General features: G+C 64.0%; 27 protein-coding genes. 17 read left to right on the top strand and 10 right to left on the bottom strand.

All coding sequences use genetic code 11. From position 1 onward, the window contains the following. Positions 1 to 82: 82 nt before the first annotated feature. A complete protein-coding gene (gene phoU / locus EP007_RS03305) occupies positions 83 to 760 on the top strand; it encodes a phosphate signaling complex protein PhoU (RefSeq protein WP_128476294.1) in 678 nt (225 codons plus the stop codon). 302 nt (positions 761 to 1062) lie between these two features. On the opposite strand, the gene EP007_RS03300 is transcribed toward phoU, so the two are convergent. Next, complete coding sequence (locus EP007_RS03300; RefSeq protein ID WP_128476293.1) at positions 1063 to 1803, bottom strand: sensor domain-containing protein; 741 nt, start codon at positions 1801 to 1803, stop codon at positions 1063 to 1065. A gap of 261 nt (positions 1804 to 2064) precedes the next feature. On the opposite strand from EP007_RS03300, the gene EP007_RS03295 reads away from it, so the two are divergent. From EP007_RS03295 to EP007_RS03285, 3 genes are read left to right on the top strand one after another with little or no spacing between them, the layout of a single operon-like run. Beyond that, positions 2065 to 2382 (top strand): ArsR/SmtB family transcription factor, encoded by a 318-nt coding sequence (locus EP007_RS03295; protein ID WP_128478490.1) that lies wholly within the window; start codon positions 2065 to 2067, stop codon positions 2380 to 2382. Next, entirely contained in the window at positions 2379 to 2696 is a 318-nt protein-coding gene (locus EP007_RS03290) for a DUF7521 family protein (protein WP_128476292.1), read from the top strand. The genes EP007_RS03295 and EP007_RS03290 overlap by 4 nt, the downstream gene beginning before the upstream one ends. Continuing rightward, positions 2686 to 2958, top strand: coding sequence for a DUF7521 family protein (locus tag EP007_RS03285; RefSeq protein ID WP_128476291.1), 273 nt, complete (start codon positions 2686 to 2688; stop codon positions 2956 to 2958). The genes EP007_RS03290 and EP007_RS03285 overlap by 11 nt, the downstream gene beginning before the upstream one ends. 50 nt (positions 2959 to 3008) lie before the next feature. Here EP007_RS03285 and EP007_RS03280 read toward each other — a convergent pair whose 3' ends face one another. After that, positions 3009 to 3842: a DUF4097 family beta strand repeat-containing protein gene (locus EP007_RS03280; RefSeq protein ID WP_128476290.1), complete on the bottom strand. Its 834-nt coding sequence runs from the start codon at positions 3840 to 3842 to the stop codon at positions 3009 to 3011. A gap of 388 nt (positions 3843 to 4230) precedes the next feature. Continuing rightward, positions 4231 to 6456 carry a CDC48 family AAA ATPase gene (locus EP007_RS03275; protein ID WP_128476289.1) on the bottom strand — a complete coding sequence of 742 codons (2226 nt, stop codon included), beginning with the start codon at positions 6454 to 6456 and terminating at the stop codon, positions 4231 to 4233. Between the two features lie 260 nt (positions 6457 to 6716). On the opposite strand from EP007_RS03275, the gene larC reads away from it, so the two are divergent. Next, a complete protein-coding gene (gene larC, locus EP007_RS03270) occupies positions 6717 to 8108 on the top strand; it encodes a nickel pincer cofactor biosynthesis protein LarC (RefSeq protein WP_128476288.1) in 1392 nt (463 codons plus the stop codon). Positions 8109 to 8147: 39 nt separating this feature from the next. Further along, positions 8148 to 9785 (top strand): ATP-dependent nuclease, encoded by a 1638-nt coding sequence (locus EP007_RS03265; RefSeq protein ID WP_128476287.1) that lies wholly within the window; start codon positions 8148 to 8150, stop codon positions 9783 to 9785. A gap of 4 nt (positions 9786 to 9789) precedes the next feature. Here EP007_RS03265 and EP007_RS03260 read toward each other — a convergent pair whose 3' ends face one another. Both EP007_RS03260 and EP007_RS03255 read right to left on the bottom strand, forming a co-directional pair. Then, the gene (locus EP007_RS03260) at positions 9790 to 10545 is read right to left on the bottom strand and encodes a hypothetical protein (protein WP_128476286.1); all 756 of its coding nucleotides are present in this window, start codon (positions 10543 to 10545) and stop codon (positions 9790 to 9792) included. A gap of 92 nt (positions 10546 to 10637) precedes the next feature. Continuing rightward, positions 10638 to 10937 (bottom strand): hypothetical protein, encoded by a 300-nt coding sequence (locus EP007_RS03255; protein WP_128476285.1) that lies wholly within the window; start codon positions 10935 to 10937, stop codon positions 10638 to 10640. A 279-nt stretch (positions 10938 to 11216) separates the two neighbouring features. Here EP007_RS03255 and radB point away from each other — a divergent pair, with 279 nt between their 5' ends. Continuing rightward, a complete protein-coding gene (radB, locus tag EP007_RS03250) occupies positions 11217 to 11936 on the top strand; it encodes a DNA repair and recombination protein RadB (RefSeq protein ID WP_128476284.1) in 720 nt (239 codons plus the stop codon). 119 nt (positions 11937 to 12055) lie between these two features. On the opposite strand, the gene EP007_RS03245 is transcribed toward radB, so the two are convergent. After that, positions 12056 to 12430 carry a 30S ribosomal protein S8e gene (locus EP007_RS03245; RefSeq protein WP_128476283.1) on the bottom strand — a complete coding sequence of 125 codons (375 nt, stop codon included), beginning with the start codon at positions 12428 to 12430 and terminating at the stop codon, positions 12056 to 12058. 250 nt (positions 12431 to 12680) lie between these two features. Here EP007_RS03245 and EP007_RS03240 point away from each other — a divergent pair, with 250 nt between their 5' ends. From EP007_RS03240 to EP007_RS03225, 4 genes are all read left to right on the top strand, one after another. Then, complete coding sequence (locus EP007_RS03240; protein ID WP_128476282.1) at positions 12681 to 14114, top strand: MFS transporter; 1434 nt, start codon at positions 12681 to 12683, stop codon at positions 14112 to 14114. 93 nt (positions 14115 to 14207) lie between these two features. Continuing rightward, positions 14208 to 14768, top strand: coding sequence for a hypothetical protein (locus EP007_RS03235; protein WP_128476281.1), 561 nt, complete (start codon positions 14208 to 14210; stop codon positions 14766 to 14768). Between the two features lie 59 nt (positions 14769 to 14827). Beyond that, complete coding sequence (locus EP007_RS03230) at positions 14828 to 16108, top strand: AI-2E family transporter (RefSeq protein ID WP_128476280.1); 1281 nt, start codon at positions 14828 to 14830, stop codon at positions 16106 to 16108. A gap of 69 nt (positions 16109 to 16177) precedes the next feature. Next, on the top strand, positions 16178 to 16438 hold the full coding sequence (locus tag EP007_RS03225; protein ID WP_128476279.1) for a hypothetical protein: 261 nt from the start codon (positions 16178 to 16180) through the stop codon (positions 16436 to 16438). A gap of 9 nt (positions 16439 to 16447) precedes the next feature. Here the strand turns inward: EP007_RS03225 and EP007_RS17870 are convergent, their stop codons facing one another. After that, complete coding sequence (locus EP007_RS17870) at positions 16448 to 17014, bottom strand: hypothetical protein (protein WP_243700438.1); 567 nt, start codon at positions 17012 to 17014, stop codon at positions 16448 to 16450. Between the two features lie 144 nt (positions 17015 to 17158). Between EP007_RS17870 and dnaG the strand changes: the two genes are divergently transcribed. Further along, positions 17159 to 18655, top strand: coding sequence for a DNA primase DnaG (gene dnaG, locus EP007_RS03215; RefSeq protein ID WP_128476278.1), 1497 nt, complete (start codon positions 17159 to 17161; stop codon positions 18653 to 18655). Positions 18656 to 18770: 115 nt separating this feature from the next. On the opposite strand, the gene EP007_RS03210 is transcribed toward dnaG, so the two are convergent. Beyond that, positions 18771 to 19193, bottom strand: a complete 423-nt coding sequence (locus tag EP007_RS03210) for a GNAT family N-acetyltransferase (protein WP_128476277.1) — start codon at positions 19191 to 19193, stop codon at positions 18771 to 18773. Then, a complete protein-coding gene (locus EP007_RS03205; protein WP_128476276.1) occupies positions 19190 to 20500 on the bottom strand; it encodes a DUF92 domain-containing protein in 1311 nt (436 codons plus the stop codon). Before EP007_RS03205 ends, EP007_RS03210 begins: the two co-directional genes overlap by 4 nt. 572 nt (positions 20501 to 21072) lie before the next feature. Here EP007_RS03205 and EP007_RS03200 point away from each other — a divergent pair. Then, on the top strand, positions 21073 to 21681 hold the full coding sequence (locus EP007_RS03200; RefSeq protein ID WP_128476275.1) for an undecaprenyl diphosphate synthase family protein: 609 nt from the start codon (positions 21073 to 21075) through the stop codon (positions 21679 to 21681). 1 nt (position 21682) lies between these two features. Here EP007_RS03200 and uppS read toward each other — a convergent pair whose 3' ends face one another. After that, on the bottom strand, positions 21683 to 22621 hold the full coding sequence (gene uppS / locus EP007_RS03195) for a polyprenyl diphosphate synthase (RefSeq protein WP_128476274.1): 939 nt from the start codon (positions 22619 to 22621) through the stop codon (positions 21683 to 21685). A gap of 170 nt (positions 22622 to 22791) precedes the next feature. Between uppS and pyrB the strand changes: the two genes are divergently transcribed. The 4 genes from pyrB to EP007_RS03175 all read left to right on the top strand — a co-directional run bounded on the left by pyrB (position 22792) and on the right by EP007_RS03175 (position 25979). Beyond that, positions 22792 to 23706: an aspartate carbamoyltransferase gene (gene pyrB / locus EP007_RS03190; RefSeq protein ID WP_128476273.1), complete on the top strand. Its 915-nt coding sequence runs from the start codon at positions 22792 to 22794 to the stop codon at positions 23704 to 23706. Next, positions 23703 to 24164: an aspartate carbamoyltransferase regulatory subunit gene (gene pyrI / locus EP007_RS03185; RefSeq protein ID WP_128476272.1), complete on the top strand. Its 462-nt coding sequence runs from the start codon at positions 23703 to 23705 to the stop codon at positions 24162 to 24164. Before pyrB ends, pyrI begins: the two co-directional genes overlap by 4 nt. Positions 24165 to 24292: 128 nt before the next feature. Further along, on the top strand, positions 24293 to 25069 hold the full coding sequence (locus EP007_RS03180) for a hypothetical protein (RefSeq protein WP_128476271.1): 777 nt from the start codon (positions 24293 to 24295) through the stop codon (positions 25067 to 25069). A gap of 88 nt (positions 25070 to 25157) precedes the next feature. Beyond that, a complete protein-coding gene (locus EP007_RS03175) occupies positions 25158 to 25979 on the top strand; it encodes a glycoside hydrolase family 18 protein (RefSeq protein ID WP_128476270.1) in 822 nt (273 codons plus the stop codon). Positions 25980 to 26167 lie beyond the last annotated feature (188 nt).

Here is a 26167-nt window from a genome sequence, read left to right as displayed (position 1 = left end):
AACGTATCCATAGAGTAACGCCAGCGAGCAGTGAGTTATCGCGGGCGAAAGGTACAACACGGGGACACGCGCATTCGTAACTATGCCCCGAGAGGACTATCAGCAGAAGCTTATCGACCTCCGAGAGAACGTCCTCTACATGAGCGAGGTCGTGATGGAGCGGCTCCGGATGGGTCTGGACGCGCTCGAACAGAAAGACAGCGACCTCGCGTGGGAGGTCATCGACGGCGACGAGGAGGTCAACCAACTGTATCTCGACCTCGAACAGGAGTGCATCGACCTGCTCGCGCTCCAACAGCCGGTCGCTGGCGACCTTCGGTTCGTCGCGGCGTCGTTCAAAATTATCACCGACCTCGAACGCATCGGCGACCTCGCCACCAACCTCGGAGAGTACACCCTCGACGCCAACCACGACGTGTTCCCCGAGGTCGATATTCAGGAACTCGGCACGCTCACCCTCGATATGATAGAGGACGCGATGGTCGCCTACGACGACGAGGACGCCGACGGTTGTTACAGCATCGCCGACCGCGACGACGAACTCGACACGCGATGCGAGCGCGCCAGCGAACTCGTCGTCCGAGACCTCATCGAGACCGAACTGGAGAACAACACCGAGGAAGAAATCGAACAGCTCTTAGAGGACGTGTCCCGACTCTTGCTGACGGTTCGGGACCTCGAACGAATCGGCGACCACGCGGTCAACATCGCGGCCCGCACCCTCTACATGGTCGAGAACGACGACGAGCTTATCTACTAAGAACGACCTTTTCCTGCAGTCGGAACTTCGCTGTTGGCGAAGTTCCTCCCTTGCAAAAGCTCGGCCAAAAACACGGCACTCCTCCCGCCACTCGCTGCGTCGTCGCGCCTTCGGCGCGACTGCTCGGAAGAGCGTCGCTCTTCCGGCGCTCGTTTTGGTCGTCGCTTGGTCCGCTCGCTCGTCGCTCGGCGCGGCGCTTCGCGCCGCGCTACCCCTCCTCGCTCGCGGTCGAACTGCTGGACAGCGCGTGGAAAGTTCGGTATGGGCGTAGCGTGGACAATCCGGTCGTCTCGAAATCCTCCTCACCGCGAGAGCGTCGGCGTCTCGGCGTTCCCGCCGAGCATTAGCTTCGTGTACCACGCCGAAAATCGCGCGAGACCGTTGAGCAGGTGGAGCGAGGCGACTCCGAGCAGGACGCCGAGTCCTGCGACGCCGAGCGCGGCCGGTAAGGTCTGGATCTGCCACGAGCCAATGCTGACGACCGTATCGATGCCCACGAGCAGGTTCCGCCAGACCACGTACAGCGAGGGGTGGAGTCGAATCGGGGCGTCGGTAACGATACCGACGTAGACGCCGGGTTGGTCGTAGACCAGCGGCACCGTGAGCATATTTACCGCGGTCACGAGCAGAACGAGGACCGACACGAACGCGACGAGTCCGATGACTAGTTTCGACCCGAGATAGACCAGCGCCTTCCACGTTCCGAGGTCGGTCACGAGGCGCTTCGAACGCTCGACTACCGATCCCGACTCGGTCACGACCCACCCCGGTGACTCCACTTCGACGCCGAGCAGTAGCGTCGCAATCTCGCGCTCGACGTTGGCGAGTCCGGTCGAGATGGCCAGCACCGCCAGCAGAACCGGAATCCCGACGACGGTGAACGCGAGGCCGACGCCGAACGGGATGCCGACCGACAGGAACGTGAAGTAGGCGAGACCGAGCGGAAACGACAACACCAGATACAGCAAGTTCCGGTAGGTCTGGAGCCTGAACGGGACGCCGAGGACGGTCCAGAGCCGCCCGCCGCGGTGGTCTGTCAACATCGAGTTACGACGGAGTTCTCCATTGTTCATAATAAGTTTTCGGACATTTGCACGCTCGGCGGCCGTCCGTAGTATTTTACACGTTTGATTCCGAACCCACGGTCGGACGGGAATGGGACGTTGGCTCGACGCGCTCGGCGCTCGCTCGCGGACTCGACTCGCGCTCGGAGCAGTGCGTCCGCGACTCGCTCTCGTAGCGGGAGCGTCTCGGTGCCGACCCGACGGGAGGGCGTCGCCGTGAGCGAGACGGACGCCGGGGCGATGTTCGAACTGCTTGACGACGAGTACGCCCGCGACATCCTCGTAGCGACCTACCGAGAGCCGAAGTCCGCCGACGCGCTCGCGGAGGTCTGCGACGCCTCGCCCTCGACTATCTACCGACGCGTCGAGCGCCTCGAAGACCAGCACCTGCTCGACGCCGAACAGCGGCTCGACCCGGACGGCCACCACTACGAGGTGTACGCGGCGTGCCTCCAGCGAGTCACCGTCGAACTGACCGAGGACGGCATCGAAATCGACGTGGACCGTGACGAGGACGCGGTGGACCGCTTCACCAGACTCTACGAGGGGTTCAAATGACGCCCGGTATCGTCCTCCAGACGGTCGTCGGTGGCTCCCGAATTGCCGTCGTCCTCGCGCTCGCCGGACTGCTGGTCGCGGCGGGCCTGTCGCTGATAGTCGTCTACAAACTGTTCGCTGGCTACCGGCGCAACGGCACGCGCCCGATGCTCGCGCTGGCGGTCGGTCTCGCGCTCCTCGTGACCGGTCCCATCTTCCTGCGCCTCGCGTTCAGCAACATCTGGGAGGTATCGCCCGAAGTACGGTCGATTGCGACGGCCACTTCCGAACTGTTCGGTCTCGTGACCATCCTGTACGCCATCTATGACCCCTAACGTCGTCACGCTCGCGTTGTCGCTCCCGGCCGCCCTCGGCCTGTTCGTCTCCTACTTGGCCTACAGAGGCTACCGACGACACGGAAGCACGACCATGGGACTGCTCGCGGTCGGTGTCGCATGTTTTACCGCGATTCCGTTCGCCTTTCGAACCCTCGTCGCGCCCGCGCTGGCGTGGTCGGACGCGCTGACGATTCTGGCCATCGCCACGGCGTACAACGTCGGTCTCGCGGCGATTCTCTGGTCGCTCCGCGGGAACTGACAACCCGTCCCCTCCGAGCGCCAGCATCGACGTGACCGAGCGAAAACGAGTTACCGCAGTTCCGAGAGTTCGATGCTTCCGTTGTCGGTGACGAACTGGAGTTCCGGACCGCCCTCGCCGAGCGACCCCTCCACGTGATGCTCGGACCGAGCGTCCGCCTCGAATCCCGACAGCCGAACGTCGATTTCGCCGATGTCGTTGTTGGCCACGAGGGTCGCGTTCAGGTCGGGCGCAATCGCCGCGCTCACGTTCCCGTTGTCGGTCTCGACGGTCGTCTCGCCGCTTATCGCCGGAACGTCTACTTCGATGTTTCCGTTCTCGGTCCGCACGTCGCTGATGCCCGCGCCGCCACGAATCGTCACGCCCCCGTTCTCGCTCTCGGCGGAGACGACCCCGTCGATGCCGTGTGCCTCGATAGGTCCGTTCTCGGTGACGAGCGCCGCGTCGGATTCGACGTTACGAACGTCCACGCTCCCGTTCTTGGTCCGAAGTTTGCCGATATCGACGCCCGAGGGGAGTTCGACGTTCATCTCGACTGCGGGGACGCCGCCGAGCCACGACCCGTCCCCAGTCTGACGAGTCGAGACGGACAGTTCGCCGTTCTCGACGCCCATATCGACGCTCACGTCGCTCAGGTCGCTGAAGACCGACCCCGACTTTTTGACGGTCTCGACTCGAACGCGGTCGGCGTCGGTCGGCCGGACGCGAATCTCGCCGTTCTCGGCGTCCACCGCGACGGAGTTCACCGCATCCGCGTCGAAAGTCTGTGCATCTTTCATTCGCTTGCCGACAAACGGCGTCGCGCCGCTACACCCTGAAAGAGCTGCGAGCGCGCCCGTCGCGCCCAGTCCGAGGACGCGACGGCGCTGAGTGTCTATCTTCATTACACATCGACGTACTGTTCAGCCCATCATAAAGAAGGGAACAGATTCGCCGAACGAGCATCCGTCCCCAATATTTATTACCGATGCCGATTTTTCGGCTTATCTCACCACGAAAAAGCGCGTCTTCGACGTTCACTAGCGAATTACGTCCACTACGTTCCACCGCACACCGCAATCCACCGCGGGCGAACGACCGCAGGGAGTGAGCGAGCGGCCCAAGGAACCCCTCGAAATCACGCGCCGAAGGCGCGTGATTAAGGGGGTGACGCCGTGTCGTCGTGAGCAGAACGAACGACGGCTCGGAAGGCGCTGTTTGCCTTCCGGTGTTTTTCATGAACGTTTTGCCAGGGAGAGCGCGCCTACGGCGCGCTCGACCGCAGCAAAAGTTTCATTGGAAGCCGATCCGGCCGCCGCGCCGACTCTCGGTCGGACTGGACGAGCCGCCTTTGAACTCGTCTTCCATCTGCTCGTAGTAGTCGAGCAGGTCCTCGGTGATCGTCGGGCGGACGTTCTCCATTGCCTGCCGGAAGTGGCTCATGCCGACTTCGGTGGCGTCGTCGTCCTCACGGAGCGCCTCAATGGCGGCCTCGCGGGCGATGGATTCGAGGTCGCTACCCACGTAGCCATCCGTAATCTCCGCGAGTTCCCGAAGGCTCACGTCGGCCGACAGCGGCGTGTCGTCCGTGTGAATCTTCAGAATCTGCTCGCGGCCCTCCTCGTCGGGTTGGCCGATCATGACGAGGCGGTCGAACCGTCCCGAGCGGATGAGCGCCGGGTCGATCATGTCCGGGCGGTTGGTCGCGCCGATGACCATCACGTCGCCCTTCTCTTCGAGACCGTCGAGTTCCGTGAGCAGTTGGTTGACCACGCGCTCGGAGACGTTACTGCCCATCTCCTGACTGCGCGAGGGCGCGAGGCTGTCCAACTCGTCGAAGAAGATGACCGTCGGGGAGACCTGCCGGGCCTTCCGGAACGTCTGGCGGATGGCCTTCTCGGACTCGCCGACCCACTTCGAGAGGAGTTGGGGACCGCGGACCGAGATGAAATTGGCGTTGGTCTCGTTGGCCACTGCCTTCGCCATCAGGGTCTTGCCCGTGCCGGGCGGGCCGTAGAGCAGGACGCCGCTCGGCGGGTTGATTCCCAACCGCTGGAACTTCTCGGGCGAGGAGAGGGGCCACTCAACGCTCTCCTGCACTTGGTCTTTCGCGTCTTCGAGACCGCCCACGTCGTCCCACGAAATCTTGGGCAGTTCCACGAGGACTTCGCGCATCGCGGAGGGTTCGACCTCGTTGAGCGCGCCGTTGAAGTCCTGCCGTTTGACTATCATCCGGTCGATGAGGCTCGGCGGGATATCCTCCTCGTCGAGGTCGATTTCGGGGAGGTACCTGCGCAGAGCCTTCATCGCGGCCTCCTTGGTCAGGCTCTCGATGTCCGCGCCGACGAAGCCGTGGGTGTCGTTGGCGAGGTTCGGGAGGTTCACGTCGTCGCTCAGGGGCATCCCGCGGGTGTGAATCTGGAGAATCTCCTCGCGGCCGGTCTCGTCGGGCACGCCGATTTCGATTTCGCGGTCGAACCGGCCGGGACGCCGCAGGGCCGGGTCCACGCTGTCCACGCGGTTGGTCGCCGCGATGACGATGACCTGTCCGCGCGATTCGAGACCGTCCATCATCGTCAGCAGTTGGGCGACGACGCGGCGCTCGACTTCGCCGGTCACGTCCTCGCGCTTGGGCGCGATGGAGTCCAACTCGTCGATGAAGATGATGGAGGGCGACTCCTCGGTGGCGTCCTCGAATATCTCCCGGAGTTGTTGCTCGGACTCGCCGTAGTATTTGGAGATGATTTCCGGTCCCGCGATGGAGAAGAAACTCGCGGAGGTCTCGTTAGCGACCGCCTTGGCGAGCAGGGTCTTGCCCGTACCGGGCGGCCCGTGGAGCAGGACGCCTTGGGGCGGTTCGATGCCCAGTTTCTTGAAAATCTGGGGGTGCTTCATCGGGAGTTCGACCATCTCCCGGACGCGCTGAATCTCGCTTTCGAGACCGCCGATGTCCTCGTAGGTGATGCCGCCGCCGGTCTTCTCGAAGCCGCTGATTGGCTCTTCGCGCAACTCGACCTCGGTGTCTTCGGTGATGAGACAGACGCCGTCCGGTTCGGTCTCGACCGCGATGAGCGGAATCGCCTGACCGGGCGACCGCATGAACGGGTGGTTGGTCGAGGACATCACGGGGACGATGTCGCGCTCGACCACCGGACGCTTGAGAATCTGGCGCTTGACCATTCCGGCCGCGTCGGAACCGAACTGGACGCTGGCCTCCTCGGGCGGCGCGAGGACGAGTTTGTCGGCCTTCTCGGCCTCGGCCTTCCGGATTTCGACGCGCTCGCCGATGCCCACGTCGGCGTTCTGCCGCGTGAAGCCGTCGATGCGAACCGTGTCGGTGTTCCAGTCCTGCCGGTCCGCGCGCCAGACCTTCGCGGCGGTCGTTTCTCCGCCTTCGATTTCGATGATGTCGCCCGGACTGAGCTTTAGATGCAACAGCGTGTCCGGGTCGAGACGGGCGATACCGCGACCCGAATCGTTCGGGTACGCCTTTGCCACCTCTAGTTGGACTTCATTCATGATTTAGTGGTACGGGGATTGTTTGTCGATGCGCGCCCGCGAAGGATAAGTCCTTTGCTGATTGGGGGTTCGTCCACTGCACCGGCCGACGAAGTCGTCACAGCGGGGCGCATGCTATGGCTTTGCATACGTGTTCGCGCTACATAGCAGTTTGGCCACCGGGAGTATTTTGTGGCAGATTCGGGCGCGCGCTCGGCGGGCACTCCGCCGCCGTTACGAGAACCACCGCCTTTTTCGCCGCGAACAACCACCCCTACTGCATGAAGACGCTCGCATTCGACGGCCGGATGGGCGCGAGTGGCGACATGCTACTCGCGGCCCTGCTCGCGGCGGGCGCGGACCGCGACGCCCTCGCGCCCGTCAAGGACGCCCTACCCGTGCGCTACGAAGTCGGCAAGACCGACAAGAACGGCATCGCTTCGACCACCGTGTCGGTCCTGCTGGCGGACGACGGCGAGAGCGACACCGGAGCGGGCGGCGATGACGATGGCGACGACCGGCACTCGCACGAAAATAACGGTCACGGCCACTCTCACGGCGACCACGACCATTCACACGAGGGCGACCACGGACACCACCACGACCATTCGCACGACCACGGCGACCACGGACACGACCACGACCACGGCGACCACACCCACGCCGAAGGCTCCGGACCCCTCCGAACCTACCCCGAAGTGGTCGAGATAGTCGAGTCGATGGACCTGCCCGAGCGCGTCGAAACCGACGCGCTGGCGGTCTTCGAGTTGCTCGGCGAGGCCGAGTCGAGCGTCCACGGCACGGACCTCGACTCGACGCACTTCCACGAGGTCGGTGCGGACGACGCCATCGCCGACGTGGTGGGCGCGGCGCTCCTCGTGGACGACTTGTCTCCCGAGCGCGTCGTGACGACGCCGCTTTCGACGGGCGGCGGCGAGGTCGAGATGAGCCACGGCGTCTACCCGGTGCCGACCCCCGCCGTGGTCGAAATCGCCGAGCGCGCCGACTGGTCGCTCCGGGGCGGACCCGTGGAGACCGAACTGCTGACGCCGACCGGCGCGGCGATTCTCGCGCACTTCGCGGCGGGCGTCGAGACCCTGCCGTCGCTCCGCGTCGAGTCGTCGGGCTACGGCGCGGGCGGGTACGACTTCCCCGACCACCCGAACGTCCTCCGGGCGATGGTGGGCGAGGCCGAGGACTCCGGAAGCCTCGTTTACGACGACATCGCGGTCCTCGAAACGAATCTGGACGACGCGCCCCCCGAGATTCTGGGCGGGTTGCAGGAGTCGCTTGCGGAGGTCGGCGCGCGCGACGTGTCGGTCGTCCCCCTGACGATGAAGAAGTCCCGGCCGGGCCACCTCGTGAAGGTCATCTGCAAACCCGACGACGCCGAGGCCGTGGCGCGCCGCCTCGCCGAGGAGACCGGCACGCTCGGGATTCGCCGGACCGGCGCGACCCACCGCTGGATAGCCAACCGGGAGTTCGAGTCGGTCGCCGTGGAGGTCGGCGGCGAGCGCTACGAGGTGAGCGTGAAACTTGCCAGCGACGACGACGGCGCGGTGTACGACGTGAGCGCGGAGTACGACGACTGCGCGGCGGTGGCGCGGGAAGCGGGCGTGGCCGTGCGCGAGGTGATGCGCCGAGCAGAAAACCAATCTCAGTCTGGAATCTAAACCGAATCCTTTTTATTTGCCACACTAATGCTAAGATTTATGCCTAAAATGGAGCTTTCCGCGTTTCGTGCGCAGAATTTTAAATCTATCGTGGACTCAGACAAATTAGAGACAGACGATCTTAACGTGTTTATTGGAAAGAACGACGCCGGGAAATCTTCAATATTGGAGGCTATCGATTGTCTATTGAGCAAGAGTAAGCCAAAAAGCCACCAGTTCCACCAAAAAGAAGCAGAAGAAATCACTCTTACAGGAACGTTTTCTTCTATTCCTGAAGATCTCCATAAAAGGCTTGGTGAAGATTATTCTTCAGACGGTGACGAAATAACGATACAAAGACAATTCAAGAGAAGAGAGAATACGACCCCCAGTGCTACAACATTTGTGAATGGCGAAGAGCTTTCTAAAGGAGCCATAATTTACGAAGATGAACGGCTTACTAAGGCCAAGTCACGGAATCATATTTGGGAACATTTTCTCCCTCGACCAATTTGGATTCCGGCCGAACGTGACGTAAAGGAGGAAACAAAACTGAAAGGAGGCACGATTTTAAACAATTTGCTGGAACCGATTCTCAAGCGAGGAGGAATTGACGAAGATGATCCACTGCAGGAGCACATCAACGATCTTGAAGACTCACTAAATGAGACTGCGTCTGATCTTGGATCAGAGCTTACCGAGAACATGCAGGACCACATGCCGGATGTCGCTAATATCAACGTTGATACTGGCTCTGTGAAGATTTCGAACGCAATCTCTCCGACAATCTCGATTAAAGATCAATACATGCCAGAGAAAGTGAATGTCTCTGAGCGAGGTTCTGGTGTGGGAAGCCTCCTTATTCTTTCACTGATGCAAACTTACGTAGACATGGAAGTCGGTGAAGGGTACTGTCTTTTGTTCGAAGAACCGGGGAATTTCCTTCACCCAGCGGCAGAACGAAAAATGCTGAGTGCCATTCAAAATATTGCGGCGAAAGGGCAGGCATGTATTTCTACCCACTCACAAACGATGATTGATAGAAAGAGTGAGGCGAATCTCCACGTCGTCCGAAGAAAGAGTGGTGAGACTAGTATAGAATACATCGCCGATGATGCATTTGCTGCCGTTGATGAAATTGGAGCACGAAACAGTGATATTCTACAGAGCGACTTCGTGATCTACGTCGAAGGCCCCACAGAAGTCAAAGTCATCGAAGAAATTGCACGCCGCGCAATCGAAAATTGGTCGAAGCACAACATCACGATTCAACATCTTGGTGGAACTGGCAACATGGCCCACTGCGAACCCGCTCGTTTAGAAAAAATAAATCGGAATTTCGCTCTCTTACTCGATAGCGACCAGAAATCAGCAGATGGAGAACCAGATAAAAAAGTTCAGGAAATCGAACAGAAGTTCAAGGACCACGGCAAACCATGCAAGATTCTTGAACGGAGAGAAATTGAGAACTATTACTCGCATGAATCAATAAGCGAAATCTGTTACATTGACGTGGACGAGTCTTTTGTTGGAAAGTATGAAAATATGGAAGAAAAAATCAACGAAGAAATGGATGATGGATACAAATTCAAGAAGATAGAGACTGGAAAGGAAATCGTCCAACATATGTATGAGAATGAAGAGAAAATAGAAGAAATAGAGAAATTGCTGAGGGATTGCGTGGATAAAGTAAAATAGCAAGTCATTCCCCGTTCCGATGCTCGGCCATCGCTTCCTCCAGCGTCAGGTCGCCCGCCGCGACTCGACGAGCCAGTTCCTCGTCGATTTCGCGGTTGTCCGCGGCCCGCTCGCGGGACTTGTTCTTGATGACCTGTAGCTCTCCGGCGGTCGGTTCGATGTCCCGGCCCTCGACGCGTTCGCCCTCCAGTCGGGCGATGTTCACCGCGGCCAGCACGTCGCCCATGCCGCGCGCGCCGGTGCCCAGATACGGCGTCGTCCCGGTCTCGTCCACCAGTTCGACCGCAACGTCCTCCAGTTCGCGGACGAGTTGAGACCCCTGCAAGCGCGCGCCGTCGCCGATGCGGACCACGGGGTCCACGGCGTCGGCAACCTCCCGGCGCACGGTCTCGGACACGTCGGCCAGCGGAACGTGGAACGCCGCGACCACCACGTCGCCCGAGAGGACCGCGATGCCGGGCCGCGTGCCGGGGTCGATACCGACGACAGTCCGGCCCTCGCCGCCGCGGAGGCGAGCAAGGGCTTCATCGACTGCGCGCCGGGGGTCGTCGGGGTCCGCGAGGACGGTTTCTACCTCGGCGTCCGCGTCGGCGATTTCCTCCGCGGAATCGTCGTCGCCCTCGGCGCGAATCAGCACCGTCGCGCCCTCCGGGAGCGAGTCGCCGGGTTCGACCGTGGTGAAGGTCACGCCCCGGTCGCGCAACTCGTTGACCACGCCGTGATACACCTCGAAGTCCGCTGTGGCGACGACGACTGTCACTGGTCGGGGATAACGCGCCCGAGGTGAAAAAGTTCGCTCTGTTCGGTCCCGGCGAGCGAACCGACTGATTCGCCCCGACCGGCCCACTCGGGCTACTCCGAGTCGTCCCGCAATCGCGCGGTCTCTATCGCGTGGGCCATCTCTACGAGGTCGCTGGCGGTCTCCAGTAGTTCGGTCATCATGCCCGCGAAGTTGACCTCGCTGTCCTCGTCGGCGTCGGCGTCGTCCTCGGCCTCGGCCATGCGCTCCAACTGGTCCGCGAGTTCGGTCCCCTGCGCGTGGAGGGCATCAGTCTTGTTCCGAATCGACTCCGCGAGAACCGTCGGCGAGACGTGTGAGTCGTCGTTTTCGGATTCGACACTACTATCTTGGTGCGAATTTTTATCTGACATTGTCGTGGTCTGCCCACGACACCCGGCAGGGTGCTGGTACACCCTGTCACCTTTTGCAGTGACGAGCCGAGTGTCGTGTTTTGTCGTTGCATACGACGTGTCTTAAAATTAGGGAATCTCGGCGAAAGTACGGGTTTCGGGACTCGCGGTTCGAGACTAGTTTGGTGACTCGACTTTGGAATTTAGACTCATTGATGCCTGTGGAGACGACCGCAGTCAGTAACGGACGCACTGATACGAATCCGGAGTCTTTTGACTGGGTGGGTCCAACCCCACCCCGTGAATCAGGAGTCCATCCCGACCGGGTGCGGGCCGCTCGACGACCTGCTCGGCGGCGGGTTCGAGACCGGAACCGTCACGCAGGTCTACGGCCCGCCCGCGGCGGGCAAGACGAACGTCGCGCTCGGCGCGGCGGTCGAGGTCGCCGCGAACGGCGGGACCGCGGTCTACATCGACACCGAGGGCCTGTCGCTGGCGCGCTTCCGACAGGTCGCCGAGGCCCGCGTGGACGCCGCGACCGGCGTGGACGACGTTGACGAGTTGGCCTCCCGCATCATCATCAAGGAGGCCTACGACTTCGCCGAGCAGGAGGAGGCGGTCCGAGATACGGAGGAACTCGCCGAGCGGGCCGACCTCGTAGTGCTGGACAGCGCGACGGGGTTCTACCGACTCGAACGCGCCGAGGACGAGGAGGGTGGCGAGGCGCTGCGCGAAGTCGCCAGTCAGGTCACGCACCTGCTGTCACTGGCGCGCAAGCACGACCTCGCGGTGGTTCTGACGAATCAGGTCTACACCGACCCCGACGGCGACCGCGCGCGACCGCTCGGCGGCCACACCCTCGAACACTGGACCGGAACCGTGATTCGAATCGAGCGATTCCGGGGGGGCAACCGGCGCGCCACGCTCGAAAAGCACCGCGCCAAGCCCGCGGGCGAGAAGGTCCAGTTCCGAATCACGGACGCCGGACTGGAGCGCGTCGAAGACGGTATCGGCGTCTGAGCGACGCTGAGAGGAGTTGAGCGGCGGCTATCGAATCGTGAGGATTCACCGCCGAGTTCGGCGAACGCGATTGGCAGTCGCCGAGTCGGTCGGATGCGAGTGAGAAGTCGAGAGCGGCGTTACTCGTCTTCGAGAACGGCGTTCACGTTACCGGTCTGGCCCGGTCGGGAGGTGACGCGCGCGAGACCTTCGCTCGTCTCGATGAGTGCGCCCTTGGTGATGATGTTCCGTCGGACGTAGTTCGGGTTGGCGTCGTTCTCCACAACGTCCTCGATTTCGGCCTGTACCGTCTCGCCGTCCGCGGCGACGCTGGCCACGTCCGTCGAGAGGGCACGGACCTTCTCGGTGTTTCCGCGGGCGTCGAGGACTCGGAGTTTGGTCTCGCCGACCGTGGTTTCGGTGGGTTCGCGGCCCAGTTCGTGCTTCTTCTTTTTGTGGGACGGACGGAGCCGACCGCCGGTACGCTTGCGCGTGGAACCTCCTTGGTCTTTCATACCCGTGAAATCGGCGTCGGGCGTACTTATATCCTTTCTATCGGGGCGGCGGTCCTCGCGCGCCGGACCCGCGACCGATTACCGCCCGGCCGTCGTCCGATTACCGCCCGACCGGTGCCGACTGGGACGACGAATCGAATCGGAATCTCTGTTTGAAGAGAAAAAATCTTCGAAACCCTTCTCTGTTGCTCTATTTCCTCATTCTTAAGTATGTTCGACGCCGACTTTCGAGCACAAGGAGTGCTACAAGATGGCAAAGGGAGCAACCACGGACGAGCGAGTGACCGTTTCACAGGTGATGGACCGGATTCCAGTCGGGCGATTCCACCGACGACTGTTGGCCATCTGCGGGAGCGCGTGGGCCTTCGACGGGATGGAGGTCATCATCATCAGCTTCACGCTCCCGGTTCTCATCTCGGCGTGGGGGCTGTCGGGCCTCGCGGCCGGACTGCTCGGGAGCGCGAGCCTGATGGGCATGATTCTGGGTAACTGGGTGTGGGGTCGGTACGCCGACGAGCGCGGGCGTATCGACGCCTTCCAGTGGACGGTGCTGACCTACTCGCTGTTCGCGGGCCTGACCGCCTTCGCCACCGGATTCTACTCCGGGTTCGCGCTCCGGTTCCTGACCGGCGTCGGACTGGGCGGCGCGCTCGCGGTGGACACTTCCTACCTCTCGGAACACCTGCCGACCGACCGGCGCGGCCGCTATCTGGTCTACCTCGACGCGTTCTGGCCGCTCGGCAACGTCTTCGCGGTCGTGCTGGCGTGGCTGTTCCTCTCGGTCCTCTCGACCGGCGGGACCGTTGCGGTCCCGTTCCTCGGCGCGGTCGCTGGCTGGCGACTCCTGTTCGCCAGCGCGGCGTTCCCGGCCCTACTCGTGTTCGTTATCCGGAGCCAACTCCGCGAGACGCCCTACTACCTCGCCCAGAAAGGCGACGTGGAGGGCGCAAACGAGCGCATCCGGGCCATCGCCGAGGAGAACGGCGAGGAGTTCACGCCCATCTCGGCCGAGTCGGTCGAGACCGGCGAGTCGCCGAGTTACTCGCGGCTCTTCGAGGCGGACCTCCGCAAGCGCACCGCGATGATAGCCCTCGCGTGGTTCGCGGTCAACTTCGGCTACTACGGCGTGTTCATCTGGCTCCCGGACACGGTCGGCGCGGCGGGCGTCGTCGGCGACTTCTCGGTCGCCGGAACAACGATTGAGGGACTGTACGTCTACTTCCTGCTCATCGGCGTCGTCCAGTTCCCCGGCTACTTCAGCGCGGCCTACCTCGTCGAGAAAATCGGCCGCAAGCCAACGCTCGGGAGCTATCTCGTCCTCTCGGGACTGTTCACCTTCGTCTTCGCCGCCTCGATGCCCGAGGTCTCGCTGTTCGGTACCGGGTTCTCGGGCTTCTGGCCGTTCTTCGGCGGCCTGCTCGCGGCGAGTTTCTTCACGCTGGGCGCGTGGGGTGCCATCTACGCCTACACCCCCGAACTGTTCCCGACCGAGGTCCGGGCCACCGGCAACGGGTTCGCTGGCGGCGTCGGGAAAATCGGCGCGGTCCTCGGTCCGATTCTGGCCGGGACGCTCGTGGAAGTCGGCTATCTCGCCGCGCTCGCGCCCCTCGCAGTCGCGTTCGTTCTCGGCGGTCTCGTGGTCTTCGCGTTCGGCCGCGAGACGATGGGCGAACCGTTATTCTGAGACCGTCGAAGCGATTTTCGCTCCGGATTCGCCGCGGGGAGACCCCGAATGTCACCCAGAAATGATTTACCGGAAGTGGCGCTACCGGGAGACGTGACGAGTTCGCTCTCCCGGCGGTCGTCCCTCCGAATCGCCGCAATCGGCTCTATCGGTGTCCTCGCGGGCTGTCTCGCCTTCGGCGGCGACGCCGACGAGTCGTCTCCGGCCGACTGCGACGACGTAGCGACGCCGCCGACCCCCGACGGAACCGACGAAATCGCCCCGAAACCGTACCCCGACTTCCCGGCGCGACTCTCGCGCTCGAACGCGAGCGAGTTCGCGGCGGACTACGAGCGCGCCTACAAGCACAACGAAATCCTTGAACGCGAGACGAACCTGGCGTACCTCGATGTCGGGATAACCGACGCGTCGGACGCCGAGCGCACCGACGACGGCTTCGTCGTCAACGTCACCACCGAGTTCGGGTGGGGACAGCGCGGTGATAGCCAGGGCGAAACAGCCACGCAAGTCCACGCGGACAGTGGAAGCAAAGTGAGCTATCTCGTCGGCAAGAACGTCCTGAAGCGGGTCGAAGCCGACGACTGGGAGTTCGCGGACCCTCGAACGACCGAGGGAACGCTACTCGGGTGCGGACCGAGTACGACGGCCGAGTAGGGTCGAACCGCGGCGCGTTCCCCCAGACAACTTATTGTCTGGGCGCCGAACGGTACTGCATGGGTTGGGTCCGTGAGTTCTCGTTCGACCGGGAGCGAATCGCGTGGTGGCTAGTCGCAGTCGCACTGCTCGCCGCGGTCGGCTACGTCGTCTCGGCGTTTCTCGGAACGTTCCTGCTCGGACTGTTCGTCTACTACGCGACCCGACCGATATACCGGCGACTGCTCGGGCGGCTACACCAACCGACGCTGACCGCCGCGACGGCGTTGCTCGGCCTCGCGTTCCCCGGTCTCGTGTTATTGGCCTACACCGTGGTCGTCAGCATTAGCGAACTGAGTTCGCTCGCCGGAGTCGGCGTCAAGGAACTCGAAGGCGTTCTCGGAGCCGAGATGAACCTCTCGCAACTGCTCGACCCCCAGCAGTTGCTCGCGCTCCTCCAGACGACTCCCCAACAGCTACAGGCGGACATCCAGCAGTTCGCCGCCCAGCGCGGGACCGAGACCGCCCGCGAGATTCTGGGGACGCTGTTCACCCTGCTCGGCATCGTCGCCAGCACCGCGCTCGGCATCATCATCACGCTCGTCGTCGCGTTCTACCTGCTCCGAGACGACCACCGACTCGCGGCGTGGTTCCGGACCGAGGTCGCCAACGAGGACGGTCCGACCGTCGCGTTCGCGCGGGCCGTAGACGAGGACCTCGAAACCGTCTACTTCGGCAACATCCTGACGGCCTTCGTCATCGGCGTCGTCGCCGCGGTCAGTTACAATCTGCTGGACCTACTCGCACCCGCTGCGGTCTCGGTCCCATCGCCGACGCTTCTCGGACTGCTCAGCGGTCTCGCCAGCCTCGTCCCGGTCGTCGGGATGAAACTGGTCTACGTCCCGCTAGGCATCGTCCTCGCGGTCGTCGCGGCGGTCACCGACCCCGCGCAGCTGTGGTTCCCGGCCGCGTTCCTGCTCGTGGCGTTCGTCGTCGTGGACACGATTCCCGAATTCGTCCTGCGGCCCTACGTCTCGGGCCGAGACCTCCACACCGGTCTCGTGTTGCTCGCGTACGTCGTCGGCCCGGTGCTGTTCGGCTGGTACGGTCTCTTTCTGGGACCGCTGCTCCTCGTGCTGGTCGTCCACTTCGTCCGCGTCATCGTGCCGGAACTGGTCGAGCGCGGCGAGGGCGACGGGGACGGCGACGCGCATCGCTCCGATTCGCTCGCCCGCGGCGAGTCTGCCCCCGCCGGGAGCCTCCGTGCGCGCGTCCGCGCTCCGGTCCGTGCGCTCGCCCGCGGCGAGCGCACGGCCGACAGCGGGGCACACCGAACCGCTGACGGCGAGTCGGAGCCGTAGCCCCCACGTTTCTCGAAGACGGTGTTTTCCCTGCCAACCGATTTACCGCGCCGAGGTGTACGCCTCGTCATGCGACCGGTGATACAACTCTACACGCTCCGAGACCTCGACGACTCGGTCCCCGACCTCATCCGCCGCGTCGGGGAGACCCGGTTCGAGGGCGTCGAGTTCGCGGGACTGGGCGAGTCGGACCCCGGAGAAATTCGGGACGCGCTGGACGACGCAGGTCTCGACGCGGCCGCGGCCCACGTCGGCATCGAAGACCTCGAAGCCGACCCCGAGCAGTCGCTGGCCCACGGTTCCGAGACGCTGGCGGAACTGGTAGAGTAGTCCGGCGGGCTACGCTTCTTGTGGGCCGGTGTTTCGCTCCCGCTCGAACACGATGCCGACCACGAACCCGAAGACGGCGAGACTCCACCCGAGCGCGGCAGCCGCGAGATTCGGTTCGGAGCCGATGCCAGCGAGGAGCATCACCACACCGAACGTCGTCACTCCGGCGAACGCGGCGCTGACCCAGTTCTCGCCGGACCGCCAGACAGCGTAGGGATAGCGGAGCGCGATGGCGGTCCCGACGGCGTACACCTGTGCGATGCCCGTGAGGAGAAGTAGCTGATGCGCGGAACGCTGCGTGACGGAGGCGACGCCGCCGGTCACGGCGGCCGCAACGAGAAGCGCGACAGCATAGCGGAGGACGCGGTTCACGTCGGCGATGCTCGGCCCGGCGGAGTGAACGTTTCGGTTCGGACAGTTATTCGACCGAAAGGAACTCCAGAGAGCGTCGAGCGGAACGTCACCGTCGCGTCGTCGGGCGGTAGAGTTCGGGAACCAAGAGGACCGCATCGTCGGTTCGGCCGAATCGATGCCGGAAACAGCGTTTAGCGTGACGGCCGAGCGAGCGCCCCACATATCAAATTTCGGGAAAAGAACGCTCGGAAACAGTTCCGCTGACGACAGGTATATCAGTTGGGCTGTACGATTTTAAAACATCCATGGCAGCGCAGTTCATGGACTCATCACCATCACGCCCCTCTCCGGGGCAGTTCATCACTCATGGACGATACAGCCAAATACGTTATTCACGCGGACATCACGGCCGACGGGGTGGTAGAGCGGAGTGACGTCGTCGGCGCGGTCTTCGGGCAGACCGAAGGCCTGCTCGGCGACGACTTGGACCTCCGGGACCTCCAGCAGTCGTCGAAACTCGGTCGCATCGACGTGAACATCGACAGCGAGAACGGACAGTCGTTCGGGACCATCACCATTGCGTCGAGTCTCGACAAGGTAGAGACCTCCATCCTCGCGGCGGCGCTCGAAACCATCAGTCGGGTCGGTCCTTGTCGGGCCACCGTCGCTATCGCAGGCATCGAGGACGTGCGCGCCGCCAAGCGCCGGAAGGTGGTCGAGCGCGCCAAGGAACTGCTCACCGACTCGTTCGACGAGGACGTGATGACCTCTCGGGAGATTCTCGAAGAAGTCCGCCAGAGCGCCCGCGTCGAGGACATCGCGGAGTACGAGGGCCTGCCCGCGGGACCGCGAGTCGAGGACAGCGACGCCATCATCGTGGTCGAGGGCCGGTCTGACGTGTTGAACCTCCTGCGCTACGGCGTCAAGAACGCCATCGCCGTCGAGGGTACCAACGTCCCCGACGCGGTGGCCGAGTTGACGCAGAATCGGACCGTCACCGCGTTCCTCGACGGCGACCGGGGCGGCGACCTCATCCGGAAGGAACTCGCACAGGTCGGTGACATCGACTACGTGGCGTTCGCGCCCGCGGACCAATCGGTCGAGGACTTGGCGCGCCACGAGGTCATGTCGGCGCTCCGGAGCAAGCGACCGTTCGACGCGTCGATGGTCGGCGAGGAGAGCGACGGCGACGCGACCGACGAATCGTCCGCCGACGCCGAAGCGTCCCCGGCCGACAGCGAGGCCAGCGGGGCCGGTCCCGCCGCGACGGACGGGAGCGCCCGACCCGCACCCGAGAGCAACGAGACCGGACCGGACGGTCCGGCCTCGCCCGACGCCGAACCGCAACGCGCGAGCGCCGACGCCGACGACCGCTCGGGTTCGGACATCTTCGACGGTATCGAGGCGGAGGTCGCGGCCGAAACGATAGACGACGCCGAATCGCTCGCTGGCGAGGCGTCGGCCGACGCCGAAAGTGCCGACGCCGAAACCGACAGCGAGAACGTGGACGCCGAGGCGACTGCCGCCGAAACCGACGACGCGGCCGCGGACGCCGAGACAACCGAGCGGGAACCGGCGACGCTCCGCGAACACGTCGAGGCGGTCGTAGACGACGAGACCGGGACCGCCCGTCTGCTGGACCAATCGTTCGGGACGCTCGCGGAGGTCACGGCCGAGGACGCCTTTGACGCCGTGGAGTCAGCCGACGAAGCGCCTTTCGCGGTCGTGCTGGACGGGACGGTAGACCAGCGCCTGCTCGACGTGTCGGCCCAGCGCGGCGTCGGACAGATAGTCGCCCGCGACTGCGGGGAGTTCGTCAAGCGACCCGCGGACGTGCGCGTGCGGACCGCCGAGCAGTTCTGACTGGCGGGCCAGCGGCCCGCCAATCGGACCTCCGCGGTTACGATGCGGTTCGCTACGCTCAATCAGGCCACACTCCCGCGGTCAGAACCACCGCGAGTTCTTTCGAAAATCCGCCTCACAGCTCTCGGCACATCGTAATCGCGTCGCTCCCGTCCTCGTAGTAGTTGTCTTCCCGGCCGATTTCCTCGAAGCCCATCGACTCGTAGAGGGTTCTGGCGGCGTCGTTCTCGGGGTGAACCGAGAGGCGGAGTCGGGCGCAGTCTCGCTCGCGGAGGGAGTCGCACGCGGCCGCGAGGAGGCGGCGCGCGCGACCTTCTCGACGGTACTCGGGCGCGACGACGATTTCCGCGACGTAACTCGCCTCCTCGTCGTAGAGTGCGACGAGATAGCCCGCGAGGTCGCCGTCCGGCGTCACCGAGACGAGAGTGACCGGCGGCCCGTCCACGGCGTAGGCCAGCAGGGCCGGATTCGGCTCTCGGAGGTGGCGCTGAATCTCTCGCAGGGTGGCGCGGTCGTCCGGACGCGCGAGTCGAATCACGGCAGGACGACCACCGCGAGACCCGCGCCGACGAGCGCGCCTGACAGAGTAGCGAGGAAGTTGACGCCCTGATTGCTGAGCGCGTCGCCTTCGAGGGTGGCACCGAGCAGACTGTCTATCGTCATGCCGCTGACGCCCGCCGCCGCGACGACCAGCGCGCCGACCGCGTCCACGCTCCCGAACAGGAGCGCGGTGATGAGTGCGACGACTGTCGCGCCCGTCGCGCCAGCGAGTTCGCCCTGCCACGTCACCGCGCCGTCGGTGCCGGGTTCGACGCGCTCGAAGGTGGTGATGAGTCGCGGATTGTCGAAAACGCCCCCGATTTCCGAGGAGAGGGTGTCGCTCATCGCGGTGGCGATGGACCCCGCGAACGCGAACAGGAACACGTCGCCGCCGATTCCGAACTTCGAGCGCGCGGCGTACGCGAGGACGGCCACGAGCGCGACGGCGGCGTTCCCGAGGACGTTGCCGCTCCCGCGCGCGCCCTCGTTCTCTTCGGCGACGCCGCGGGCCTCTTTCTCCTCGTAGCGGAACTTGGTCGAAAGGCTTCCGATGCCGAAGAAGGCGATGAGGACCGCGAACCAGCCGTAGCCGCCGAGGACGATGGTGAGCATCGCCAACAGCGCGCCAGTCATCATCCCCGGAATCGAGGCCGCGTCGAGCGCCCACGAGACGTAGCCAAAGAGCGCGCTGACCGCCAAGGCGACCGCGACGCCCTCGACGGTCACCACGACGGCGAGGTCGGCGAACAGCCACAGCAGGAACGCGACCGACAGCATCACGAGGGGGTCGTCGCGGGCGAACAGTACCGACCGGAGCAGTCCGGCCAGAAGCGCGCCGCTGGACGCCAGAAAGACGATTTGCGGGAGTGCAGGCGTGACCGGCGTGCCGACGACGGTGAGCGCGAGGGCTTGTCCGGCCACGGCCGCCACGATGCCGCCCGCGACGAACGCGCCGGTGCGGAGTATCGGTTCGGCGTCGAACGTCCACGCTACCTGCTGGGCGAGGTTGCCGTAGCCGACGACGAGGACGCTGGCGACGAAGACGTGGTCCGGGAGGTTCGCAAACACCGAGAGGAGTCCGATTCCGGACGCGGCGAAACCGAACGCCGCGAGACCGTGAAGGCGGCCTTCCTGTCGGTCAGCGGGGCGGGCGAACCACTCGAACACCGGTCCGTCGGTGACCGAGAGCGCGCCCACGGCGACCGCACCGAACGCCGCGGCGGTCGCCCACCCCAACGTCGGGGCGGCGAGCGCCAGCGTCGAGACGACGGCGTACGCCGCCGCACGCCGAACTCTGGTGGTCACGTTATCCCCCCGTTCCGCCGACGCCCACTTAATCCTCCCGAAGCGGCGGGCGCGCGCGGCGCCGAATCGTCAGACGAACGTCGGACGAACGCCCCGAACGCGCTTGATTTCATCATTTAGACCCGATTTTTCGCTGGCTCGGACGCGACAGAATTTTCTCCCGGTTGCACTCGATGGAACTTCCGACTCGGCGCGAAAGGGGAACCATTCGATTCGGCGCGTGCGGGCGCGGCGCGCAGTCGCGCGCCACGCCAATCCGCGCGAGGTCTGCGCGAGCGAAGCGAGTGCAGGCTCGTCAGAGCCTGCCTCTGACGGTGGACAACTGAGCGACTGCAAGGAGCGAGCGAAGAGGTTGGGGAGGTGTGAGGCTCGCGGCCGCGGTGCGGAGCGAGGCTGTGCGGTATGATTTGTGTCGGCAGTAGCTAGGGACTCGTCGGTCTCCCTCAACGTATTCCGGCGACCCACTCTCCCGTCTCAGCAGTTGCCGAACCTCGACAAACACCCGCAAACGATAATCACCCATAAGCCTCGGTCCGTGACGTTTAGGACGGTGGCCGTCAAAGTATAGCGGCGTGGGAGTGTACGACCGCTATCTCGCCGCCCGCCTCCGCAGACACGACGCTGACCCGCCCGACCACGTCGCGGTCGTCATCACCGAGCGCGACCTGCTGGAGCAGGGCGCGTACGCGACGCTGGAAGCCTTCTTCGAGTGGGCGTTCGACTACGGTGCCGAGCGCGTGACCGTGTACGTTAGCGTCCTCGACCCCGAGGCCGCCCCGACGTTGCGGCGCGAACTCGAAGGGGTGTCGGTCCCGCGCCGGTTGGCGGTCCGCGGACCTGACGACACCCAGCGCGCCGACGCGCCGATTCAGGTCTCCATCGGCTTGGGCGGCAAACACGAGTTCGCTGGCGCGGTTCAGAAAATCGCCGAGGACGTGCAGGAGGGCGAACTGGCCGCCGAACGCATCGACGAGTCCGAGGTCGAACAGCACCTCGTCTTCCCCGAGAACCCGGACTTGGTGCTGAAGACCGGCGCGGAACGCCTCTCGGACTTCATGATTTGGCAGTCGGTCTACTCCGAACTCTACTTCACCGACGTGAACTGGCGGGACTTCCGGAAGCGCGAGTATCTGCGCGCGCTGTTGGACTACAAGAATCGCCAGCGGCGCTTCGGTCGATGACTCACTCCGCTGCCTTCCCCTCGCTCTCGATCTCTAACTCCTCGACGCCCAGTTCCTCGACGCTCGTCTCCTCGGGCAGACTCTCGCGGAAGCCGTCGATGACGCCGCGGGCCTCTGCGAGTTCCACGCCGCCGAGGGCCTTCACCAGCGTGAGTGCGCGCTTGGCCTTCGTGCGCCGCCACGACTCCTCGCGGGACTCGTAGGTCCGGATTCCCCGTAGGAAGTCGATTTTGGAGAACTCGGGCCAGTAGGGCGTACAGAAGAACACCGCGGCCTCGTTGCCGTTGGCGTGCCACGGCAGGAAGTTCGACGTGCGCTCGTCGCCGCCGGTCCGGATGATGAGGTCCACGTCTCGGACTGGACAGTCGTAGATACGGTCTTCGATGGCCGACACGTCGATGTCCTCGGGGTCGAGGTCGCCGTCTTCGACCGCACTTGCCACGTCGCGGGTCGCATTGAGCAGTTCGTTCCGGCCGCCGTAGGCCAGCGCGACGTTGAGAGTAAACGAGTCGTAGTGTTCGGTCCGGCGCTCGGCGTAATCGATTGCCTCCCGGACGCGCTCGGGGAGCGCTTCGCGGTCGCCGATGACCCGAATGCAGACTTCGCCATCGTGGACGCGGTCGTCGTCGCCGAACTCGTGCAGTTTCTTTTCGAGGAGGTCGAACAGCGCCTCGTTTTCGTGGTCGGGACGCTCGAAGTTCTCGGTCGAGAAGGTGTACAGCGTCAACTCCTCGACACCCATCTCCTGACACCAGTGTAACACTTGTTCGGTCGTCCGAGCGCCCGCGCGGTGGCCGTCCGGGGCGTCGCCGCCCTGCTTGCTCGCGTAGCGTCGATTTCCGTCCTGAATCACGGCGACATGGGTCGGCGCGCCCGAAATTTCTCGTCTGAGAAGTCGTTCGTAGGCCGCCCGAACTCGCCGCTGTACCCACTGTAGCATCCGTTAGTGACACCGACACCGCCGAGCGCAATTAGCCTTTTGACCCCGGTCGCCTTTCAAGCGGTCCTCCGAGGACTCCCCGGCGTCGCATCGAGATGCCGGTGTCGCGGTGTTCGCGCCGATTGGCGTTCCGAGAGATTCAAGGCGCGCGCCGCGTCCATACATTACCAATGCGGGACGACCAGCTACTAACTGCAAAACAACTCTCCAGAGAGGACATCGAGGACATCCTCGACCGCGCGGCCGAGTTCGACGCCGACCCGGCCGCGTTCGGGGACCGACGCGAAGACGCGATACTCGGACTGTGCTTTTTCGAGCCGAGTACCCGGACCAAGATGAGCTTCGAGACCGCCATCAAGCGCCTCGGCGGCGACACGGTGGACATGGGACCCGTCGATTCGTCGTCGGTCAAGAAGGGCGAGAGCCTCGCCGACACCGCGCGCGTCGTCGAGGGGTACGCCGACGCGCTGGTCCTTCGTCACCCGAGTCAGGGCGCGGCCAAGATGGTCGGCGAGTTCGTGGACGTGCCCCTGCTCAACGCGGGCGACGGCGCGGGCCACCATCCGACCCAGACCCTGCTGGACCTCTACACGATTCGGGAGAACGCCGGACTGGACGATCTGACTATCGGCATCATGGGCGACTTGAAGTACGGTCGGACGGTCCACTCGCTGGCCCACGCGCTGACGAACTTCGACGCCGACCAGCACTTCGTCAGCCCCGAGAGCCTGAAACTCCCCCGGAGCGTGCGCTACGACCTCCACGAGGAGGGCGCGATGGTCCGAGAACACACCGAGTTAGACGACATCCTGCCGTCGCTCGACGTGCTGTACGTCACGCGCATCCAGCGCGAGCGCTTCCCCGACGAGAACGAGTATCAGGAGATAGCGGGCGAGTACGGCATCGACCTCGAAACGCTGGAGGCGGCGAAAGACGACCTGACCGTGATGCACCCCCTGCCGCGCGTGGACGAAATCGCGCCCGAAGTGGACGACACCGACTACGCGACCTACTTCGAGCAGGCGCACAACGGCGTACCGGTCCGGATGGCTCTCCTCGACCAACTACTGGAGGAAGACGAATGAGCGACCACCAACTCCGCGTCAGCAAGATTCCGCGAGGGACCGTCATCGACCACATCCGTGCGGGGCAAGCACTCAACGTCCTCGCCATCCTCGGCATCGACGGCGAGTCCGGCGAGACGGTCAGCGTCGGGATGAACATCCCCAGCGACCGGATGGGCCACAAGGACATCGTGAAAGTCGAGGACCGCGAGTTGAGCCAAGACGAGGTGGACGTGCTGTCGCTCATCGCGCCCGAGGCGACCATCAACATCATCCGCGAGTACGAGGTCGCCGAGAAGCAGTATCTCGAACGCCCCAAGCGTGTCGTCGGCATCCTCTCGTGTCCGAACCACAACTGCATCACCAACGAGAACGAACCCGTCGAGACGAAGTTTGACGTGCTGGACGACGGCGTGCGGTGCGAATACTGCGGGACCATCGTCCGCGACGACCTCGCGGCCCACATCGCGGCGGAGTAGGCGTCCTCGGTCTCCTCGGGCGGGAGCGGATAAGCGACCGCTACCCCGCACGAAACGCCTCGTTACGCGACGAAACGGACCAAACGGTCGGTTTCGTTTATTTTCCGCCTTGGAGAACGTCCGCGGTAATGAGTTCACGACCACTCCCCGTCGTCGCGCTCGCGGCCCTCGTCCTGTTGGCCGGAGCGGGACCGGTCGTCGGCGTCGGCACCGATGGCGACGACTCGGGGTTCGACGCCCACGACCGCGTTTTCGACGCCGACGCGTCGGTCGCTGACGCCAGCGGCGGCGTTCCAGACGCCACCGACATGATTTCGAACGCCGACGACTCGTTCGCCCAGTACAAGGTTTCGCTGGACAATGTGACGGTGCGGACGTGGCTGATTCGGAACTCGACGGTGTTGAACGCGACCGTCGAGAACGTCGTCGTCCGGAACGCGACGACCGAGAACGGGAGTCAAAAGAACGTCACGCTGTCGAACGTCTCGGTGGGCCAGTTCGCGCTCGACCGGGCCCGAATGAAGAACGTCACCGCACGGCGACTCGTCATTCGGAACAAATCCATTCTCGACGTGCCCGGCGGGAGCTTTTTCGACCCGAGCGTGGAGAATCGAACTATCGACCGCCAGTGGACAAAAAACGACACCGTCTCGGGCGTCGTCATCGACCGCATCGTCGTAGATGCGGCCATCCTCTGTGGGAACGCGACGCTCGGCCATCGCGCGCCGGGAAACGGCTCTTTCGCACCGGTAACGGGCGACGAGCGACCGGACATCACGGTCGAGAACGGAACTGTCGGCGAAGCGCTCGTCATGCGGGGCGACGCCTCGAACTGGTCGGTCGAGTCGGTGGACCGACCCAACGTGACTGACTTGACCCTGCCGCAGGGATGCAATCGCGGGTAACGTCCCGAAATAGCGTTCGTCCCGCGGCGACCGACGCTCGCCCACCCGAGAGCGAACGACTTACCCGGTCCGGCGACTAACGCCGGGTATGTACGGCGTCGTCACGCGCAACGAGGAAGAACTCGACTGGTCGGAGTTCGACCGCGGATTCTTGGAGGTCAAGGACGTGACCGGTCGGTCGGCCGAGGCGCTCGCCGAGGCGGTGAACATGGTGTCGTGTTTCGGGGACAACGCCGCCGTCGAGGCCGACCCGGACCTCGCGGCCGTCAGCGACGAGGGCGAACTCGCCACCCGTGAGCGCACGTACTTCGACTGGGCCTACGTCTGCCCGACGCGCGAGGACTACCGCGAGGGCGTGCTGGAAATCGTCTCGGACTGCGCGGAGACCAGCCCCGACGTGCGACTCGACGACGTTGGGTTCCCCCGTGCGGAGTATTGTCACTGCGACCGCTGTAACGAGCAGTTCGAAGCCAGCGACTTCGAGGATCGCTTCGAGTGGCGCGCGAACGTCATCACCGAGTTCGTCGCCGAGGCCGCCGACCGGATTCCCGGCAAGACCTACTTCACGCTCTATCCCGACCCGTATCCGGGCCACCTCTACGAGCGCGCGGGTCTGGACCTCGACGCGCTCTCGGAGTACGTCGATGAGTTCATCGTCCCACTCTACGACATGGCCTACGAGACGACCTACTGGCTCGAAACCATCGCCAGCGGCTTTCGGGACGCGCTCGACGTTCCGTTCAGCGTCGAACTCTACGCCGTGGACGTAGACATCGACAACCTCGTCCACGCCGCCGAAGTCGCCGACGAGTACGCCGAGAACGTCTTTTTCGGCTACGACGCTGGCAACGCGCGGGCCGCGATTCGCCGGGCGCGCGCCGAGTCGCGCGACGGCGTCTCCCACGGGTAGCGTCGAGCGTTCGCGGAGAGGTTCAGTTTCTGGTTCACGAGGATTTGACTTTTCGACTTCGTCGCGTGTGGTCGCGGTGCTGTGCGGTTGCAGTGCTGTATGATTGGCGTCGGCAATAGCTAGCTTCTCTCGACTATTCTCTCCCAGCGTCTCACTTGTTAATTAGTTCCCAGCGTCAGCACTCTGTG

Source organism: Halorussus pelagicus, from assembly GCF_004087835.1.
GTDB classification, from domain to species: domain Archaea; phylum Halobacteriota; class Halobacteria; order Halobacteriales; family Haladaptataceae; genus Halorussus; species Halorussus pelagicus.
Note: the sequence above shows the minus strand (reverse complement) of the source record. Positions and strands in the feature narration are given on the sequence as shown.

Coding starts and splice junctions, on each gene's coding strand:
- phoU (WP_128476294.1), top strand. CDS start 83: ATGCCCCGAGAGGACTATCAGCAGAAGCTTATCGACCTCCGAGAGAAC.
- EP007_RS03290 (WP_128476292.1), top strand. CDS start 2,379: ATGACGCCCGGTATCGTCCTCCAGACGGTCGTCGGTGGCTCCCGAATT.
- EP007_RS03275 (WP_128476289.1), bottom strand. CDS start 6,456: ATGAATGAAGTCCAACTAGAGGTGGCAAAGGCGTACCCGAACGATTCG.
- EP007_RS03300 (WP_128476293.1), bottom strand. CDS start 1,803: ATGTTGACAGACCACCGCGGCGGGCGGCTCTGGACCGTCCTCGGCGTC.
- EP007_RS03180 (WP_128476271.1), top strand. CDS start 24,293: ATGAGTTCACGACCACTCCCCGTCGTCGCGCTCGCGGCCCTCGTCCTG.
- EP007_RS03240 (WP_128476282.1), top strand. CDS start 12,681: ATGGCAAAGGGAGCAACCACGGACGAGCGAGTGACCGTTTCACAGGTG.
- EP007_RS17870 (WP_243700438.1), bottom strand. CDS start 17,014: ATGTGGGGCGCTCGCTCGGCCGTCACGCTAAACGCTGTTTCCGGCATC.
- EP007_RS03230 (WP_128476280.1), top strand. CDS start 14,828: ATGGGTTGGGTCCGTGAGTTCTCGTTCGACCGGGAGCGAATCGCGTGG.
- EP007_RS03245 (WP_128476283.1), bottom strand. CDS start 12,430: ATGAAAGACCAAGGAGGTTCCACGCGCAAGCGTACCGGCGGTCGGCTC.
- EP007_RS03285 (WP_128476291.1), top strand. CDS start 2,686: ATGACCCCTAACGTCGTCACGCTCGCGTTGTCGCTCCCGGCCGCCCTC.
- EP007_RS03265 (WP_128476287.1), top strand. CDS start 8,148: ATGCCTAAAATGGAGCTTTCCGCGTTTCGTGCGCAGAATTTTAAATCT.
- EP007_RS03255 (WP_128476285.1), bottom strand. CDS start 10,937: ATGTCAGATAAAAATTCGCACCAAGATAGTAGTGTCGAATCCGAAAAC.
- pyrB (WP_128476273.1), top strand. CDS start 22,792: ATGCGGGACGACCAGCTACTAACTGCAAAACAACTCTCCAGAGAGGAC.
- EP007_RS03175 (WP_128476270.1), top strand. CDS start 25,158: ATGTACGGCGTCGTCACGCGCAACGAGGAAGAACTCGACTGGTCGGAG.
- larC (WP_128476288.1), top strand. CDS start 6,717: ATGAAGACGCTCGCATTCGACGGCCGGATGGGCGCGAGTGGCGACATG.
- EP007_RS03295 (WP_128478490.1), top strand. CDS start 2,065: ATGTTCGAACTGCTTGACGACGAGTACGCCCGCGACATCCTCGTAGCG.
- uppS (WP_128476274.1), bottom strand. CDS start 22,621: ATGCTACAGTGGGTACAGCGGCGAGTTCGGGCGGCCTACGAACGACTT.
- EP007_RS03225 (WP_128476279.1), top strand. CDS start 16,178: ATGCGACCGGTGATACAACTCTACACGCTCCGAGACCTCGACGACTCG.
- EP007_RS03280 (WP_128476290.1), bottom strand. CDS start 3,842: ATGAAGATAGACACTCAGCGCCGTCGCGTCCTCGGACTGGGCGCGACG.
- pyrI (WP_128476272.1), top strand. CDS start 23,703: ATGAGCGACCACCAACTCCGCGTCAGCAAGATTCCGCGAGGGACCGTC.
- dnaG (WP_128476278.1), top strand. CDS start 17,159: ATGGACGATACAGCCAAATACGTTATTCACGCGGACATCACGGCCGAC.